The organism is Rahnella sp. WP5, from assembly GCF_000745615.1.
In the GTDB taxonomy this organism is placed as follows: Bacteria; Pseudomonadota; Gammaproteobacteria; order Enterobacterales; family Enterobacteriaceae; genus Rahnella; species Rahnella aceris.
Genome location: NZ_JQJR01000006.1, coordinates 20,589 through 38,548, shown reverse-complemented (window position 1 = coordinate 38,548; position 17,960 = coordinate 20,589). Strand labels below are relative to the sequence as shown.

At 44.6% G+C, this 17,960-nt stretch carries 14 protein-coding genes and 1 tRNA gene; 14 read left to right on the top strand and 1 reads right to left on the bottom strand.

From position 1 onward, the window contains the following. The first annotated feature begins 30 nt into the window (after nt 1–30). The 3 genes from EX31_RS02825 to EX31_RS02815 all read left to right on the top strand — a co-directional run bounded on the left by EX31_RS02825 (nt 31) and on the right by EX31_RS02815 (nt 2,959). On the top strand, nt 31–960 hold the full coding sequence (locus tag EX31_RS02825) for a dihydrodipicolinate synthase family protein (RefSeq protein ID WP_037033298.1): 930 nt from the start codon (nt 31–33) through the stop codon (nt 958–960). A 172-nt stretch (nt 961–1,132) separates the two neighbouring features. After that, nucleotides 1,133–1,630, top strand: coding sequence for a NanQ anomerase/TabA/YiaL family protein (locus EX31_RS02820; protein ID WP_037033559.1), 498 nt, complete (start codon nt 1,133–1,135; stop codon nt 1,628–1,630). A gap of 15 nt (nt 1,631–1,645) precedes the next feature. Then, complete coding sequence (locus EX31_RS02815) at nt 1,646–2,959, top strand: MFS transporter (RefSeq protein ID WP_197060710.1); 1,314 nt, start codon at nt 1,646–1,648, stop codon at nt 2,957–2,959. Nucleotides 2,960–3,110: 151 nt separating this feature from the next. Here EX31_RS02815 and EX31_RS02810 read toward each other — a convergent pair. Then, nucleotides 3,111–3,186: transfer RNA gene (locus tag EX31_RS02810), tRNA-Phe, on the bottom strand. A 706-nt stretch (nt 3,187–3,892) separates the two neighbouring features. Between EX31_RS02810 and speF the strand changes: the two genes are divergently transcribed. From speF to EX31_RS02755, 11 genes are all read left to right on the top strand, one after another. Further along, entirely contained in the window at nt 3,893–6,055 is a 2,163-nt protein-coding gene (gene speF / locus EX31_RS02805; protein WP_037033294.1) for an ornithine decarboxylase SpeF, read from the top strand. A 341-nt stretch (nt 6,056–6,396) separates the two neighbouring features. Further along, nucleotides 6,397–7,491 (top strand): UDP-N-acetylglucosamine--undecaprenyl-phosphate N-acetylglucosaminephosphotransferase, encoded by a 1,095-nt coding sequence (wecA, locus tag EX31_RS02800; RefSeq protein ID WP_231576023.1) that lies wholly within the window; start codon nt 6,397–6,399, stop codon nt 7,489–7,491. A gap of 312 nt (nt 7,492–7,803) precedes the next feature. Further along, a complete protein-coding gene (locus EX31_RS02795; protein WP_037033290.1) occupies nt 7,804–8,934 on the top strand; it encodes a polysaccharide export protein in 1,131 nt (376 codons plus the stop codon). A 6-nt stretch (nt 8,935–8,940) separates the two neighbouring features. Beyond that, nucleotides 8,941–9,390: a low molecular weight protein-tyrosine-phosphatase gene (locus tag EX31_RS02790; RefSeq protein WP_081925130.1), complete on the top strand. Its 450-nt coding sequence runs from the start codon at nt 8,941–8,943 to the stop codon at nt 9,388–9,390. Next, on the top strand, nt 9,387–11,537 hold the full coding sequence (locus EX31_RS02785) for a polysaccharide biosynthesis tyrosine autokinase (protein ID WP_037033288.1): 2,151 nt from the start codon (nt 9,387–9,389) through the stop codon (nt 11,535–11,537). Before EX31_RS02790 ends, EX31_RS02785 begins: the two co-directional genes overlap by 4 nt. 103 nt (nt 11,538–11,640) lie before the next feature. Beyond that, nucleotides 11,641–12,858 (top strand): oligosaccharide flippase family protein, encoded by a 1,218-nt coding sequence (locus EX31_RS02780; RefSeq protein ID WP_037033286.1) that lies wholly within the window; start codon nt 11,641–11,643, stop codon nt 12,856–12,858. A gap of 7 nt (nt 12,859–12,865) precedes the next feature. Then, nucleotides 12,866–14,089 (top strand): hypothetical protein, encoded by a 1,224-nt coding sequence (locus EX31_RS02775; RefSeq protein WP_037033284.1) that lies wholly within the window; start codon nt 12,866–12,868, stop codon nt 14,087–14,089. Then, complete coding sequence (locus EX31_RS02770) at nt 14,076–15,161, top strand: glycosyltransferase (RefSeq protein WP_037033283.1); 1,086 nt, start codon at nt 14,076–14,078, stop codon at nt 15,159–15,161. Before EX31_RS02775 ends, EX31_RS02770 begins: the two co-directional genes overlap by 14 nt. After that, the gene (locus EX31_RS02765; RefSeq protein WP_037033281.1) at nt 15,154–15,735 is read left to right on the top strand and encodes an acyltransferase; all 582 of its coding nucleotides are present in this window, start codon (nt 15,154–15,156) and stop codon (nt 15,733–15,735) included. Before EX31_RS02770 ends, EX31_RS02765 begins: the two co-directional genes overlap by 8 nt. Further along, a complete protein-coding gene (locus tag EX31_RS02760; RefSeq protein ID WP_037033279.1) occupies nt 15,732–16,916 on the top strand; it encodes a glycosyltransferase in 1,185 nt (394 codons plus the stop codon). The genes EX31_RS02765 and EX31_RS02760 overlap by 4 nt, the downstream gene beginning before the upstream one ends. A 1-nt stretch (nt 16,917) precedes the next feature. After that, entirely contained in the window at nt 16,918–17,922 is a 1,005-nt protein-coding gene (locus EX31_RS02755) for a right-handed parallel beta-helix repeat-containing protein (protein WP_037033277.1), read from the top strand. Nucleotides 17,923–17,960: the final 38 nt, after the last annotated feature.

Sequence of the window (17,960 nt, the reverse complement as noted above, 5' to 3'; positions counted from 1 at the left end):
ACGTAATCGATTCCGTCTTAAGGAGCAGTCATGACTAAAAGTATTGAAGGCATCGTGCCGGTGATGTTGACCCCTTTCACCGAAGACAACCAGATTGACTATCCGGGCCTGACCCGTTTGATCGACTGGTATCTTGAGAAAGGTGTAGATGCGTTGTTCGCCGTGTGTCAGTCGAGCGAAATGCAGTTTCTGACCCTCGAAGAGCGCGTTGCGCTGGCCGGTTTTGTGGTGAAGCACGTCGCGGGGCGCGTGCCGGTGATTGCCTCGGGCCATATCAGTGATGATATCAATGACCAAATCAGTGAGCTGAGTGCGATGGCGAAAACCGGAGCCGACGCGCTGGTGCTGGTCACCAACCATCTCGATCCGAAAAATCAGGGCAGTGAGACCTTCTTTGCCACGCTGGATAAATTGCTGAGTGCCTTGCCTGAATCCATGCCGCTGGGTTTATATGAGTGTCCTGCACCGTATCGCCGTCTGCTGACCGACGAAGAGCTCACTTACTGCGCCAACACCGGCCGCTTTGTTGTACTGAAAGACGTGAGCTGTGACCTGGCAACCGTTACCCGCCGCGTGAAGCTGGTGGCAAATACGCCGTTGAACATCATTAATGCTAATGCCGCGATTGCTTATCCGGCGATGCAGGCGGGGTCTAAAGGATTCAGCGGCGTGTTCACCAATTTCCACCCCGAGCTATACAGCTGGCTGTATCACAAGGCGGCAAGCCAGCCGCAACTCGCCGACGAGTTAGCCATTTTCCTGTCGCTGGGCGCGGTGACTGAAACACTGGGGTATCCGAAGAATGCCAAGATTTATCATCAGCGTCTGGGTACTTTCGACAGCGAGTTCTGCCGTGTGAATAAAGACAATGTGCTGGAAAAGTTCTGGGGGCTGACCGTATTGCTGGATCAAATTCACAGCGGCACGGCGCTGTGGCAGAAAAAAATCGCCGCCGTATAAGGTGAGATAGCAATGAGTGAGTGATGCGGATGAGTTGCCATCTTATCCGCTGATTAATGGCCTGGTCGGATATTCAATGTACATGATGATGCTGCCAGGCCGTCAGTTTCAAATCTATAACCTTTTTAGCCGTAATCCGACCCTGAATATAAATATAAAAGGATTATTCAACATGATCGTATGTTGCCTGAGAGACTGGGAACGTGAGAAATTCGCTTTCCATCCGATTATTAATAAAGGTATTGAGTATATTACTCAAACTGATTTTACCACGCTGACACCAGGGAAATTCGATATTATTCCGGACAAGATGTTTTGCCTTCTCCAGGAAATGAATACCGTTCCTGCTCATGAAATGCGGGCTGAGTCACATTTCAGGTTTGCAGATATTCAATTTCTCTTGCAGGGAGAAGAAACCATCGGTGTGGCGCGCGGTGCGGCGGAGCACAAGGTGGCAGAAGACCGGGCGGAGAAGCATGACATCGTGTTTTATCAGGAAACGAATAATGAATCGCTGATTCGTTTGGAACCCGGCATGTTTGCCGTTTTCTTTCCGCAAGATTTACATCGCCCTTGCTGTAATACCCGAAGTCAGTCTTTTATTCGTAAAGCTGTGATTAAAATTCACCTGAGTCTGTTCAATGATGACTTATTTATGAATAACCAATAGTGGATAATTAAAATGATGAAAGACGCTACCTCTCCTCCCGATACATCTTTGGTTAAAACGGCTGCTCCTGTTGTTTCACGCTTGCGCTGGGGCATTATTTTTATTTTGTTAATGGCGGCGGTCATTAATTATCTCGACCGTGCCAATTTAAGTATTGCTAATACCACCATTGCGAAAGAGTTTGGTTTCAGCCAGACGGAAATGGGCCTGCTGCTGTCTGCTTTCCTGTGGCCATATGCGCTGGCAAACCTGCCTGCGGGCTGGTTGGTTGACCGTTTCGGTCCTAAAAAAATGTTCTCGTGGGGCGTGGGGCTGTGGTCCACCTTCACGGTGATGGCAGGTTTCGTTAATGGTTATTCCATGTTCTATGCCCTGCGCATGCTGCTGGGTATTTCCGAATCACCGTTCTTTACCTCCGGCATCAAGATTACTCACCGCTGGTTCTCAGATAAAGAGCGTGCGCTGCCGACCTCCATCATCAATACCGGTTCGCAGATTGCCAATGCCATTGCACCACCAATCCTGACCGTGCTGCTGTTAACGCTCGGCTGGCGCGGCATGTTTATTGCCATTGGCCTGGCGGGGATCCCGCTGCTGCTGGTATGGCTGAAATTCTACCGCAATCCGACCGATCGCGAAGAAAAGGTGATCCACGCCAATTCTCAGCTGGTGCAGAAGTCGGTGACCGAAGTTAACGGCAATAACAAGGCGAGTTGGGGAGCGTTGTTCAGGCATAAAACCACCTGGTTTATGGTGATCGGCAACTTTTCTATCATGTTCACCATCTGGGTTTACCTGACCTGGCTGCCGGGCTACCTGGAAAAATCGCTGGGTTTTAGCCTGAAACAAACAGGCTGGCTGGCGGCCATTCCGTTCCTGGCGGGGATTTTAGGTGTGCTGTGCGGCGGGGCTATCTCTGACCGTCTTATCCGTCGCGGTGTGAAGACGATTACCGCGCGTAAGGTGCCGATTGTGGCCGGTGCAGCGCTGGCGGCCTGCTTTGTGGCGCCGATTCCTTTTGTGCACAACACAGCATTGAGTATCGCGCTGCTGTCAGTTGGCTACTTCTTCTCGCAACTGCCGCAGGGTGTCATCTGGACGCTGGCCTCAGACATTGCGCCGAAAGAGCAGGTGGCATCGATGGGCGCCATTCAGAACTTTGGTGGTTTCCTGGGGGCGGCCTGTGCGCCGATTGTCACCGGACTTATTCTGGATGCAACCGGGCAGTTCACCAACGTCTTCTTTCTCGGTGCCGGTTTACTGATGCTGGGCGCGTTAAGCTACGGGTTGTTCGTGAAAAAGCCTATTTTGGTGACAATGTCGAAATAGCGACAATCGTAAACTTCATTAAACGCCTGGCTATCGGGGCGTTTAATGAGTACGGGTTTCCCATGTTTCGCCTTTTGACACACTGAAGACAGTATGGAGAGTCCGTATCTCTGAAAGCAAAAACCCCCGCATAAGCGAGGGTTTGGAATGTTGGTGCCCGGACTCGGAATCGAACCAAGGACACAGGGATTTTCAATCCCTTGCTCTACCGACTGAGCTATCCGGGCAACGGGGCGCATTAAACCGTATCGGGCATGTGCCGTCAACGGCTTTTTGTGACAACCGCGGGGTTCGTCAACCGACTGATGCTTTTTACGACAATTTGACGATTTAACTTAGGGTTCAGGCCGCTTACCCCGTTCGTACCCGGCAATAATCCCGAAAAGCGCGGAAATTCCGGGCGTAATCTATGTCGCATTCTGTAAGAAATTCGCGCAATGTTCAGGGTTGAACAGGGGGGTAAAAGATGCCATTATTGCGCCGATTTATTAAACAACTCTGATCCCGTTTTCACGCGACAGCTCAAGAGGGTTGCGGCATGGCTGGTTTATCACATCGCACTGTTCGTCAGTGCACAAACAATCTGATGATGATCTCCGGGTGCTGTAAACACCACGATTTCAGTTTTCCTCCATTTGTAGTCTCTTTCATGCGGTAAGGCTACCGTTTGCTCGCTGTCAGGCATTATTAAAAACAGAGAATAAAACAGAGCAGTTCTCTGATTTTAATGTTGTCTATCAGACGTGGCCTGGCCTGAAACCCGATTTGTCACCACTTTGCCATACCGGCATTGTTCTGTTGCACTCGATATCTCGCTTTAGCCAACGTCATTTGCCGGGCTGGACTCTGCGCTCTATACCTTTAATGACGTATGAGCCAGCTCATTGCCGTGCCACCTGGCACACCCTCTTACTTAACCGTTTGAGAGTCTGAATGAAACACTTAAAACTTGCAGCAAGCGCTTCCGTCGCCCCTTATCTCCAGACAGCACGTCTGGTCGTTGACCTGCGTCGCGCCGATTACGCGGACGTTGCGGCCATCATTATTTCTGTCGGTGACCTGAACCACGGCAGGCTGGCGGATATTGAAACGCTGGGATTTGGTATTCCCGCGTTTGTTGCGGTGCAGGGGACGGAGCAGGTTTCACCTGAGTTTCTGCCGTTGCTGAAAGGCGTAATCACGCTATCGGACGCCAATCAGGCATTTTATGCCGCGCAGATTGAGTCTGCCGCACAGGTTTATGAAGAAGCCTTATTCCCGCCGTTTTTCGATACGCTGAAAAAGTATGTCGAGATGGAGAATGCCACTTTCGCCTGTCCGGGGCATCAGGGCGGCGAGTTTTTCCGTCGTCATCCGGCAGGGCGCCAGTTTTATGATTTCTATGGCCCGAATATTTTTCGCTCCGACATGTGTAATGCGGACGTCAAACTGGGCGATTTACTGATCCACGAAGGTTCAGCGAAAGATGCTCAAAAGTATGCGGCTAAAGTCTTCAGCGCGGATAAAACGTATTTCGTGCTCAACGGCACATCTGCGGCCAATAAAGTCGTCACCAACGCGCTGCTGACCCGCGACGACCTGGTGCTGTTCGACCGTAACAACCACAAATCAAACCATCACGGTGCGCTGTTGCAGGCGGGCGCTACGCCGGTTTATCTCGAAACAGCGCGTAATCCGTTCGGTTTTATCGGCGGCATTGATGCGGCTTGTTTCGATGAAACTTATCTGCGAGCACAAATCAAAGAAGTGGCGCCACATCGCGCGACTGAAAAACGTCCGTTCCGCCTGGCGATTATCCAGCTTGGTACTTATGACGGTACCGTGTACAACGCGCGTCAGGTGGTCGATAAAATCGGTCATCTGTGTGATTACATCCTGTTTGATTCCGCGTGGGTCGGTTACGAGCAATTCATCCCGATGATGAAAGAATGCTCGCCGCTGCTGCTGGAGCTTAACGAAAATGACCCTGGCATTATCGTTACGCAGTCGGTACATAAGCAACAGGCCGGATTCTCACAGACCTCGCAGATCCACAAAAAAGACAATCACATCAAAGGCCAGAAGCGTCATTGCAGCCATAAAAAGCTCAACAATGCGTTTATGATGCATGCCTCGACCAGCCCGTTTTATCCGTTGTTTGCCGCGCTTGACGTCAATGCGCGCATTCATGCCGGTGGCAGTGGAAAACACATGTGGATGGAGTGCGTGAAGCTCGGCATCGAAACCCGCAAAATGCTGCTTGATCAGTGCTCGATGATTTTACCGTTCGTTCCCCCAACCGTCGGCGGCAAACGCTGGCAGGATCATGAAACCAATGAAATGGCCAACGATGTGCGTTTCTTTGATTTTGTGCCGGGTGAACGCTGGCACGCCTTCGACGGTTATGCCGAAAAACAGTATTTTGTTGATCCGTGCAAGCTGCTGCTGACTACGCCGGGCATTGATGCTTCCAGCGGTAAATACACGGAGTTCGGCATACCGGCGACCATTCTGGCGAACTATCTGCGCGAGAATGGCATCGTGCCGGAGAAATGTGACCTGAACTCGATTTTGTTCCTGCTTACCCCGGCGGAAACACCGGCCAAAATGCAGTTGCTGGTGGAAGAGTTGGTGCGGTTTGAGCAATACATCGAAGAAGATGCGCCGCTCAGCGAAGTGCTGCCGACGGTGTATCGCAAAAACGAAGACCGCTACCGGAATTACACCATCCGTCAGCTGTGCCAAGAAATGCATAATCTCTACGTCAGCTTTGATGTGAAAGAGTTACAGAAAGAGATGTTCCGTGAGAGGAGTTTCCCGAAGGTAGTGATGAATGCGCAGGATGCGCATAACGAGTTTATCCGCGATAACATCGAGCTGGTGGCAATTGGTGATGCCGAAGGCCGTATCGCTGCGGAAGGCGCGCTGCCATATCCTCCTGGCGTGCTATGTGTCGTGCCGGGCGAACTGTGGGGCGGGGCGGTTCAGCGCTATTTTATGGCGCTGGAAGAAGGTATCAATCTGCTGCCGGGTTTCTCTCCAGAATTGCAGGGTGTGTATATTGAGAAAAAAACGGTCGGCTGGAAACGCGTGATGGGGTATGTGGTTTCTGCGTAATTTGCTGTAATAAATAAATTATCCACTTGCTGGTTTTCAAATAATGCAGAGGCAATAGCCTCTGCATTATTTATTATATTAATATGCTTTGTGAATGTTTTGTTTTTTCAAGTGTTGCCATTAATATAAATAGTCTTTGTTAGTTCGTTTGATTATTTGTTTGTGTTATTAATTGCAGAAAATAATTCGTTTTTTGTATGCTTTGTGTGATATTAGTTGTACGTGTTATTTTCATGTTCTTCCTCTCAACTTTCAAATCAAACTTGTTTCCAGATGTTGCTTTTTACTTTCCATTCCTATAAATTGCCAAGCTTACTTCAACTGTTTAAAATAAAAACTCCATGGAAAAGGATGTTAACGGGATGTACGGATTTTTATTTGTCACCCCTATTATTTGTTTTATTTTTTTACTGGCGGCCAGGGCTGTAAGTATCAAATTAAAACTGGTCGACAAGCCTGATTACAGAAAAAAACACAGCAGTAATATTCCGCTGGTAGGCGGCATTGCTATCTATCTCACGGTGGTGGTAATGAATTTACTTTTTTTCCCTTTCGTTACGCATAATAATGCTTTTCTGATGAGTAGCTTCCTTCTGGTTTGTATCGGTGTTCTTGACGATCGCTATGCTCTTTCAGTATTTCTTCGCGTGATTGTTCAGGCGGCAGGTGCAATTATCATTATGTCTGACGGCGTATATATTAGCTCTTTCGGCAATTTGTGGAACAATTACGAGCTTAGGTTGGGGATCTTAAGTTTCCCTGTCTCATTACTGGCTGTCTGGGCATCAGTTAATGCTTTCAATATGATAGACGGAATTGACGGGCTGTTAGGCGGGTTAAGTATTCTTTCATTTACGGGATTGGCAATCTGCTTTGCTGTGGCAGGGAAAATGCCTATGGCGCTGTACTGTCAGCTTTTTATTGCGGCAATTGTTCCTTTCATTTTCCTGAATGTCAGCTGTTCCAGGTTGAAAGTTTTTATGGGAGATGCGGGGAGTACATTCCTTGGGTTTACGGTTATCTGGGCTATCATGCTGGCCACCGGGGAATATAACGCCGTGATGGCACCTGCAACTGCAATCTGGTTGATCGCTGTCCCACTGATGGATCTGGTTGCGGTGATGTTTGGGCGTCTCATCCGAAGACATTCTCCTTTCCAGCCAGACAGAACGCATCTGCACCACTTGCTCATAAATTATGGTTTCTCCAATAAAAAAACTCTCAGTATTATTCTTCTTGGCTCTTTTTTGATGAATGCATTTGGTATCGGATTAAACATTCTTAAAGTAAATGAACTGCTGTCTTTATTTTTATTCTGCCTGATTTTTGTCACCTATTGTTTTGTTCGTCACTGGCTGGTGATTCATACAAAATATTCAGAAGTCTCCCCGGGAGATGAGAATGATAATAAAACCATAGAAATGTCAGTGCAATAAACACGACGATAAACGATCTGTTATTGTCGTCGGCATTTATACTGATCTATAGATATGATCAAATTCTGCTTTTTTTAAGCGGAGACTGGCTGATATTACATTTTTTTTGTAAAGGTCTTATTAACAATTTTATTATTCTAATGGATGTCTACAACATCCATGGGCGGTAGCGTGAAAAAATACTCAATGCTATCGCAATATTTATCGATCCCTAAATTGAGTGACAATATCCCTCCAGACTCCTTGTAGATATTTTGCTAAAAAACAACACCATTAAATCTACTCCCCATGAAAATAAACGGTTAAAACGTTATGAAAGTTAAGATTGTTACTATTCCACTCATCATATTTGTAGTATCGCTTTGTGGATGTACGTTATCGCCTGGTATCGGTCTAAGTACTTCCGGTAAAAATGTCGTGAAAGAAAACGGCCCTTATCAGGATATTAATGCAATGGTCGATATTTATCCCATCACGCCTAAACTGGTGGAGTCACTTGTTCGCCACCCTGCCATTGCGACAGTCAACAGCGACCTTGATTCACGTGTTAACAAGTACCAGTACTATGTTGGCATCGGCGATATATTAACAATTACAGTATGGGATCATCCTGAACTGACGACACCTGCCGGTCAGTATCGAAGTGCCGGCGATGCCGGGAACTGGGTTAACGCCGAAGGTGCCATATTTTACCCTTACATAGGGATGGTCAACGTGGCAGGCAAAACGACCTCTGAAATTCGTCGTGATATTACCGCCAGGCTCACCCAATATATTCAATCGCCGCAGGTCGATGTCAATGTTGCGACGTTCCGCTCGCAGAAAGTCTATGTCACCGGTGAGGTGCAAAAATCCGGTCAGTTAGCTGTCACTAACGTTCCCATGACCATTATGGACGCAATTAATCTGGCGGGGGGATTAAGTGAAAATGCAGACTGGAATAATATCGTGTTGTCGCATAATGGCGAGAAATCCCTCATTTCACTGCAGTCTTTAATGAAGCATGGAGATATGCGGCAGAACCGTTTGCTTGAGCCGGGAGATATTCTTTATGTCCCGAGAAATGACGAGCTGAAAGTGTTCGTGATGGGCGAAGTGAAAAAGCAAACGACACTACGCATGGATCGTAGCGGCATGACACTGACCGAAGCCCTCTCTAATGCTGAAGGCATGGATCCGTTAACGTCGGATGCCACAGGGGTATTTGTCATCAGAACCCTGAAAAGGGATGCTAAAAAGAAAATAGCGAACATCTACCAGTTGAATGCAAGCGATGCTACGGCACTGGTGCTGGGAACCGAATTCCAGCTTGAGCCTTACGATATTGTTTATGTGACGACAGCTCCGCTGGCTAAATGGAACCGTATTATCGGACAATTATTGCCAACCATTACCGGGGTTCATGATCTGACGGAAACTGCCCGTTATATTCGAAACTGGTAAGAAAAGGTGATATTTAATTCTATCCTGGTGGTGTGTGTGGGGAATATATGTCGCTCACCGATTGCCGAAGCCTTGATGAAACAATGTCTGCCTGAAAAAAATATACAGTCGGCAGGCTTGTCTGCGCTTAACGGACAAAGGGCTGATCACATGGCAAAAATGGTGGCTGAACGCCACGGGATATCACTGGAAAATCATAAGGCGAAGCCGTTCACACCAGAAAGGGGTAAGGAGTTTGATCTTATTCTGGTGATGGAGCGGACGCATATCAATGCCATCACTCATTCTTTACCCGAAATCAGAGGGAAAATTATGTTGCTGGGCCACTGGAATCAGCGGAAAGAAATTCCCGATCCTTATGGAAAAGATATGGAAGCATTTGATTATATATTCTCTCTTATAAAAGAGTCAGTATCTGGCTGGAAAGCTGCTTTAAATTATCAGGGTTTAAAATGATTGGAAAAATGACGGGTCAGTCAGGAAATAAATGTATCCCGGACGAGTTTGATTTACGTAAAAATATGGGCGCTATCATTGATAAAAGATACATTATTATTGTGATTACCTTTATTTTTGTCTTTATCGGTTTGTTATATGCCTTTTTATCATCTCCGGTTTATCATGCTGACGCTTTAGTTCAGGTCGATCACTCAGGCGAAATCGACATGATGAGTAATATCTCGCAATTATTGCCGGCGAAATCGCCTGTTTCTGCGACAGAAATGCAACTGGTTACCTCCCGGGCAATCCTTGGCGAAACGGTTGCTAAACTGAATCTGGATACTGAAGTTCGTTTTATCAGTTTCCCCATCATTGGAGAGGCGATACGACGTTATTCACAGCCTGGAGTACCGCGGATCGCGGTGGATATCTTTGAGCCACGCAGAGGTGTTATCGGAGGTTCTTATACTCTTGAAATTCTCAGTGACGCTGAGTATCAGATAACGTCACCGTCCGGTACTACCGTATCAGGAATGGCAGGGAAGATACTGGAAACTCCTGAATTTCGTATTGAAGTGAACGAAATACATGCTCTTAAGGGAGATAAGTTTTCTGTTACCAAAGTTGAAACACTTAAGGTCATTGAGGAGTTACGAGCTAATGTCAACGTCATCGATCAGGGCAAAGATACCGGTATTTTGACTATTAGCTACAATGGCAAGGATCGTAAACAAATTAAGAACATCCTTCAGACAATTATTGATTGCTATGCTCGTCAAAGTATTCACCGAAAAGCGGAAGAAGCGGAGAAAAGTCTGGGATTTATTAAGAGTCAGCTTCCGCAGGTAAAAAACAATCTCGGGATCGCGGAAACGAAATTAAACGCCTTCAGAAGTCGTAATAATTCCGTAGATTTACCGATGGAAGCAAAATCAACGCTCGATAGCATGGTGCAACTCGATGGTCAGATTAATCAGCTTATCCTTAAAGAAACCGAAATTTCAAAATTATATACAACACAACATCCGGCTTACTTAGCATTGATTGAAAAAATCCAGGTTCTGAAAGATGAAAAGAAAAATCTGAATGAAAAAGTCAGCACCTTGCCTCTGACGCAACAGGAAGTCGTCAGATTGACGCGTGATGTCCAATCGGGTCAGCTCGTTTATATGCAGTTGTTGAATAAGCAGCAAGAACTTAAAATCAGCCAGGCAAGTACTATTGGCTCTGTCAGAATTATCGACAGTGCCGTCACAGGATTAAAACCGGTTAAGCCTGATAAAGTCCTGATAATATTTATCTTTGCTTGCCTGGGATTGATTTCATCAGTTGGATTTATACTGGCACAGGTCTCATTACAGCAGGGTATCGACTCCGCAGAAATACTTGAAGATATCGGTCTTAATGTCGTTTCAAATGTGCCTCTGTCAGAGTGGAGGAATGATCACTATTCTCATTCTATGAGTGATACTCGGCCTGTTAGTTTGTTAGCACTTGAAAAAGCATCAGATATTGCGATAGAAGCTCTGAGGAATTTAAGAACCAGTTTGTATTTCTCGATGATGGAAGCTCGTTCAAATGTGTTGATGATCTCCGGTGCCACTCCGGAGGTAGGGAAAACATTCATCAGCTCCAACCTTGCAGTGGTGGTGAGTCAGGCTGACAAGCGGGTCTTATATATTGACTGTGATATGCGAAAAGGATATGCGCATCGGATCTTCGATGTTAAGAACGTCGGGTTAACCGATGCGATTACGGGTTCAATCACGTGTCAGGAAGCTGTTCAGAGTACTAAAATCCCCGGACTGGATATTATCACTCGCGGGAAGTGGTCAAAAAACCCTTCAGAGCTTTTGCTGCGTAAGCAGTATCACGATCTTATTCATTGGGCCTCAGACAATTATGATTTCGTCATACTTGATGCGCCACCAGTCCTTGCGGTAAGCGATGCCGTTATTATAGGTAGGTACGCAGGTATTTCTATGCTGGTCGCTAAATTTGAGCAGAGCACAGTGCGTGAAATAGAATCCGCAATCAGAGTATTTAACAGAAATAACATTGATATTAATGGAGTGATACTCAACGCAGTAGTTAATAAACCTTCTGGTTTTTATAACTATGGGAAAAAAGAAATTTATGAATATCATTCGCCTGAAACATGAGAGTTTACCACTGAGTTTTGATATTGCAGGGGTTAACAGAGATTCTTATTTTTGACAATCAAGACTGAATCACGATGCTTATCATGCCAGTTAGTGAAAAATAATGAGAAAGATATTCAGTGATAGTATTATGTATGTCGGCGGGGAACTGATTGTAAAAATCTTCCCCTTCCTTCTTCTCCCTGTTCTCTCACGTGCTTTAGGCCCTGAGCAGTATGGGAAAATATCCTTATTTAATGCCTATGTCGCGGTCTTCTTTGTCTTCATTGGACTAAACGCATCTGCCGCAATAATTAAGTACGAATATACGCAAGAAGATTACAACTCGGCAGACTATTTCTTCTCCTCTGTCATTATATCATCCGTTGCCTTTATCCTTTGCGTTGCTGGGGTATATGCGTTTTATCCGAGTGATATAATTATTCTTGCCGCGATTGCGGGATATTTTCAATGTATTTATACAAACCTAGTATCGATTAATCAGTCCAGGAAAGAAGCGAAGAAATACATGACTGCTCAAGTCCTTAATGCAGCAATGTCATTCGTTATCACATTATTGTTCCTGTACTGTTTTAAGGTGAGCTATGAAATCAGGGTTTACGCGATTATTCTTGGTTTCCTGATTTCAATATTTATTTCTTCATGGTCCAACAAAAACTGTCTGAAGCAGGCCGATTTTTGTTTTGATACCGTTAAAAAAACATCATCACAATTGCTACTTTTTGGTATTCCACTCATTATTCATAATATGAGCTTTCTGGCCCGGTCAGGACTGGACAGGATTATGATCAGTAACTATTTTTCCAGCTCCACGCTGGGAAATTACTCTGCATCATTTCAGTTAAGCGTAATTATTACTGTGGTGCTGATGGCCCTGAATAAAGCATTAACACCTCACCTGTACAGTCAGTTGAAAAATAATAAAATCAGCCGTAAACACTTTACGCTGATCTTCGTTGGGTATTTTTTTCTGAGCACACTGGTAACCATTTTGGCACAGTTAATTCCCGAGGGAATATACAATCTGGTGGCGGGTGAGGAGTATAAGGACGTTAAACGATTTGTAGTCATTATGGTTCCTGCATTTTTATCGCAGGGGTTCTATCTGATTATGGCATCGACTTGTTTTTTTTATGGGAAGAGTAAAGCAATTTCTTATTGTACTTTTACGGGTGGGGTTATTCATTGTGTCATATTATTCTTGGTCTGTAAGTTTATGAATGTGTTTTCTGTACCATGGGTATTGTTTTTCTCAAATAGTTTTGTTGCTTTGCTGATGTATATAACTGTGTTCAGGCCTGTGACAGAAAGCGACCAGTGAGGTAACAGTGAATATTAATTTTAAACGTGGTGTTATTTACCTTTGTTTGATGATGCTCACTTCTGTGTGTATAACACATCTTATTTTTGATGCCCGTGATGCAGCAGGCGGGGTGATTTTTACTTTGACCGCGTTGAGCATTCCCGCGATTACCATTCCTGGGGCCCGGTATAATTATTTGGTCATTGCGGCATTATTATTTTCTGCTATCTATACTTTTTATTGTATTAATGTTTTTAATATTTTCCCAGGAATAGATGCCGTACGATATTATAATTTTTTACTGTCAAATAATTCGCTGAGTGAAATTTTATCCGGTGCAGTGGCGAGAATGGCCGCAATGCATGAGAACGGCATGACTGAAGGTCCGGGATCTTTCTTTATTTTCGGGGTGCCAGTTCATATATTTTATAGTTTGATGCCTGCCAAAGATCCATTTTATATTGTTATTTTCAATTTTATGTTTAAATTGATGAGCATCGCGGCAATGAGTCGATTGTTTTCTAATGTGAGTTCAGTTGATTTTCGCTGTGTTCTGATATCCCTGATTATTGTTTCTCCGACGTTTAATTATTTCTCTTCAGTTTTTGGTAAAGATATATTCATTCTCTTTCTGACAATCCTTCTGGCTTTGGCGTTAGTCGATTTTTGTAAGACGCAGGGGAAAGTGATGCGATTATTCAAGGCCGTGGTGATACTGATGCTGGCTGGCTATTGTTTCCTGCTCCGACCTTATTCTCCCGTAACGGCACTTCTGTATGTTGTTTTTACTCTGGAATATTACCGGGCAATGAAGTTCATCACGTTAGGGGCTTTTTTTATTCTCATGCTGGCCGCATTTTTCAAATCTATTCTGCTGATTATTAACTGGCCAATGATTTTTGCTTTTATGTATATGGCCCCTAACCCTGCGCAGTGGATGAATTATGAAGGGTTTACATTACTACCTGCGCTCTGTGTCATTGTGACTATAGTTTTTGTGCTTATCAGGACAATAAAATATACCACACTCATTTTGGACTCCAGACTGATGTCATCGATTATGTGTGTCCTGATTTATTCTGCCGTAATGACGTTGGTTGGGTTCTACGCTATCCGTACCGATTATACTTTTGGAAGCGTGGGGGATGCCGTTTTCAGAAAACAATTGCTAATTATGCCACTGGTTATTTTCTCCATACTCCTTTATTTAAGAACCTATGCCTCAGGGACATCAGATGAAGAAAATTAAAGTTGTACACCTGTTAGGTCAATTGGATATCGGTGGGATTGAAAGCTGGCTTTTTGATTTTGCGATAGAAACCTCAGGAAGTATTCAACACACCTTTATCGTCGATAAGCCCCATAAAGGGTTTTACGAAGATGCTTTATTAGCTATGGATTGCAAAATAATACATATTCCTTCTTATAAAAAACCGCTGAAATACCTGGCTGCCTTATTCTCCGTTTTCAGGAAGAACAAATATGACGTCTGTCATAGTCATGTCAGCTTCAATAATGGTCTCGTGGCGTACATTGCTAAAAAGTGTGGAATAGCACGGATTATTTCTCATGCTCATTCAGATCGAACGCTGCACTACCAAAATTCTGGTCCGATAAAACGCGTTGAAATCAGTTTCAAAATTTTCCTGGCTAAGCGTTATTCAACCTGTTGCGTCGCGGTAAGTGAAGATTCAGCGCGTTGCCACTATAAAACAGGGGCGCCTGTGGTCAATATTATTCCCTGTGGTAAAGATTTCCATCGTCTTGTGTCTGCTGCTCCCACCAGCCTTAAACATGATCTGGGCATTGCTGAAAGCACGTTCGTATTGGGAACCGTCGGGCGAATGGAATCCGTCAAAAATCACAAATTCCTGCTTGAAATACTGTCGCAATACCGGGATCAAGATGTGTGTTTACTGATTGTTGGTGAAGGAAGTTTGCGAAAAGACTTACACAAAAGAGCCGTTGAGCGGGGTCTTGCTGACAAAGTTATCCTGACCGGCGCAAGAAACGATGCATTGTTAATTTTACGCGATGTTATGGATGTGTTCCTGTTCCCGTCGCTGCACGAAGGTCTCGGGCTTGCGGCTATTGAAGCTCAGGCTGCCGGATTACCGGTCATCGCGTCCTTGCACGTTCCGCGGCTTATTGATGTGACTGAGCGTATTTCCCATCAGTCACTCAGCGATCTCTGCGCATGGACGTCAGAGATTGATGTATTGATGACTCAGTCAGCAACGAGAAAAATTAATACTGATGTTATAACAGGCCGTTTTTCAATCGGGCAGAATGCGACAGAAATATTGAGGTTATATGCCTGAAAATATTAAAACTGGCCGTGCGTCTTTTCGTCGCTGGCGGGGAGTTATTCTCGTTTTATGTGCCATAACGTCTCTTTTACCGCAAATTTTCCGCGCTTATCTTCTGGATGTCTTCTCCGGTTTTCCCGGAAGAATCGGGGTAGGGATCCGTTATATTCTTATTCGTACGCTGGTAAAAACGTGCGGAGAGAATGTCTATATCGGACGATGGTGCGTATTCAAAAATCCGCAAAACCTCTCACTGGGTAGTAATATCAGTTTTCATGAACGCGCTTATATTGATGCTGCCGGAAATATTTCTGTGGGCAGTGATGTATCGTTTGCACATTCTGTTTCGATCATCTCCTTTGAACATCGTTACGAATTGTGCGGACAGCCCTTTAAATATCAGTCGCTCGACCTGAGAAATGTTTGTATTGCTTCAAATGTATGGGTGGGATGCGGAGTAAGGATCCTCGCGGGTTCGGTCATTGATTCTGACGTTGTGGTAGCGGCAAATTCTGTTACCAAAAAACACCTGACTGCGGGGGTGTATGCTGGATCTCCTGCAATGAAAGTTAAGGAATTACCATGAAAATGGTTTTTGCGCATGACCACTATTTTATTCATCACGATGAGAAAGTATATTCTCCTGGTAAACTTCCTTATTCTGCTTTTGCCCGGTATTTGCATCATTTTGATGAAATAATAGTTTTATCCCGTTATAAAAGTGATTCCTCATTTTCGCCGCACTGGACTCTGGCCAGCGGTGATGGAATGGTTTTCAAAAAAATAGAAAATCATTCCTCTTTGAAGTCTGTGTTATTACCCTCCCGTAAAAATGTCATCGCAATTAAAGAGGCTCTCAGGGGCTGTGATGGCGTTGTGATCAGGTTACCCAGCGAAACAGGTCTTATTACCGCAAAGCTTGCGCGGCAGATGAATATTCCTTATGTCGTTGAGGTGGTCGCGTGCCCATGGGATGCGATGGTCGGATACGGCTCATTGAAAGGATTACTCTATGCCCCGGTATTAACCTGGCGAGTGAAGCAGGCGATTAAAAAAGCCTGGGGTGCTATTTATGTGACAGGCAGTTTTTTGCAAAAACGCTATCCCAACAGACATCATGTAGTGTCTGCTTCTAACGTAGAATTATTGCCGACTTCGGCTTATGCTCTTAATCAAAGGCTGCATAAAATCACTGCGTCTTCCAGCGGGCCTTTCAAAATAGGTATGATTGCTTCTCTTGACAGTCCACACAAAGGTTTTAATACCCTTTATCAAGCAATTTATCGGCTAAAAAAAAGAGGTTTTTCGATCGTTCTTGAAATCACGGGTGCGGGAAGTAAATTCAAGAATATTAAAATGATTGATGAATTATCCCTGCGTGACAATATTATTTTCTCCGGACCAAGGACGCCGGGGAAAGACATTTTTTCATTTCTTGATACTGTCGATCTCTATGTGCAGCCGAGTAATCAGGAAGGGTTGCCACGGGCTGTGATAGAGGCCATGTCGCGAGCCTGCCCCGTGATCACCAGTTCTGCCGGAGGAATGCCTGAGTTATGTCAAAGCGAATATTTGCATAAGCCCGATGATGCCAATGGGTTGGCAAAAAACATTGAGAAATTACTGAATAACCGTCATGAAATGTTAATGATGGCGCACTACTCGTTTAATAAGGCGCGTTTTTATCAACCTGAGTTATTAGAAAGAATTCGCTTTGATTTCTTCAGCCACTATAAAGATTATTTGCTTTCCCGCAGGAGCGCTTAGGGTGCAACATCCTCTTTGTTTTTGTTGCGTTGTACTGATAGTGCTGATGAGCGGCTCTTTATGTCGGGCTGAGACAGTCATCATTGACTGCCTGATTACGCCTGACATTTATCACTTTTTTAAAGAGAGGGAAATAAAAAATACGCAGATTAAAATAATTCACCCTGGCTGTTTCCTCAGTCATCCTCTCTTCATTGACAGCAATACCTCGCTTTCCGGTGAAAAAGGTGCGCAAATTCAACAGACTTTTACCTTACCGGATACTGTTGGCGTGATAAATATTTCTTCGGGCGATAGCACAAGGGCTGTCAGTAATGTGCAAATTTCGGGGGTTTCTTTTATTGGCGGCGCAGAAAAAAATGGCTTCGCAGAACATAATCCTCTGATCAGTATATTCAATGCGCACGATGTTACGCTTTCAAATTTAAACCTCACAGGGTTTCGTGGCGATGGAGTTTATGTCGGGCAGGGGAATGTTGTTTCAAACCACCATATTGTGATAAGAAACGTCATCTTTGACGGCGTTAACTTCAGTAACCGTAATGGCATTAGTATTATTGACGGGCATGATATCCTTATTGATGGAAATCGCTTTACCCGTATTTCACGTAAAGGAATGCCAGGCAGCATTGATCTGGAACCTAACACTTCGCTTCAGCGCATTTATAACATTATGATCAGTCGTAATCATTTCACTGACGTGCATGGAATGGCTGCTATTGTGATAAGCCTGAGGCATGCGGGAGGGACTGTTCCTGATAACGTCACGATCAAAGGTAATATCTTCGACAAGGTTGTCAGAGGTATTCTCATCAAATCGGCAATTCCGAAAAATCAGGTTAATAATAATTTTCACATTTTTGATAATCGGAGTTCATCTGCAAGTAAAGGAGATTACAGCATTTGTAATGTCAATGCTGCGACAGGTAACAATCTTCCTGCAATAGAAAAGTATTCTGATTCATGCTGGAAATCTTTAAGGATAAATCAGGATGTATTGCAATAAGAGTTGAAAGTTATTTTCTGCCACAAAAAGGAACTATA

What these genes read in the sequence shown, in the direction of transcription:
- EX31_RS02825 (WP_037033298.1), top strand. Translation starts at nt 31, where the DNA reads ATGACTAAAAGTATTGAAGGCATCGTGCCGGTGATGTTGACCCCTTTC.
- EX31_RS02820 (WP_037033559.1), top strand. Translation starts at nt 1,133, where the DNA reads ATGATCGTATGTTGCCTGAGAGACTGGGAACGTGAGAAATTCGCTTTC.
- EX31_RS02815 (WP_197060710.1), top strand. Translation starts at nt 1,646, where the DNA reads ATGAAAGACGCTACCTCTCCTCCCGATACATCTTTGGTTAAAACGGCT.
- speF (WP_037033294.1), top strand. Translation starts at nt 3,893, where the DNA reads ATGAAACACTTAAAACTTGCAGCAAGCGCTTCCGTCGCCCCTTATCTC.
- wecA (WP_231576023.1), top strand. Translation starts at nt 6,397, where the DNA reads ATGGAAAAGGATGTTAACGGGATGTACGGATTTTTATTTGTCACCCCT.
- EX31_RS02795 (WP_037033290.1), top strand. Translation starts at nt 7,804, where the DNA reads ATGAAAGTTAAGATTGTTACTATTCCACTCATCATATTTGTAGTATCG.
- EX31_RS02785 (WP_037033288.1), top strand. Translation starts at nt 9,387, where the DNA reads ATGATTGGAAAAATGACGGGTCAGTCAGGAAATAAATGTATCCCGGAC.
- EX31_RS02780 (WP_037033286.1), top strand. Translation starts at nt 11,641, where the DNA reads ATGAGAAAGATATTCAGTGATAGTATTATGTATGTCGGCGGGGAACTG.
- EX31_RS02770 (WP_037033283.1), top strand. Translation starts at nt 14,076, where the DNA reads ATGAAGAAAATTAAAGTTGTACACCTGTTAGGTCAATTGGATATCGGT.
- EX31_RS02765 (WP_037033281.1), top strand. Translation starts at nt 15,154, where the DNA reads ATGCCTGAAAATATTAAAACTGGCCGTGCGTCTTTTCGTCGCTGGCGG.
- EX31_RS02760 (WP_037033279.1), top strand. Translation starts at nt 15,732, where the DNA reads ATGAAAATGGTTTTTGCGCATGACCACTATTTTATTCATCACGATGAG.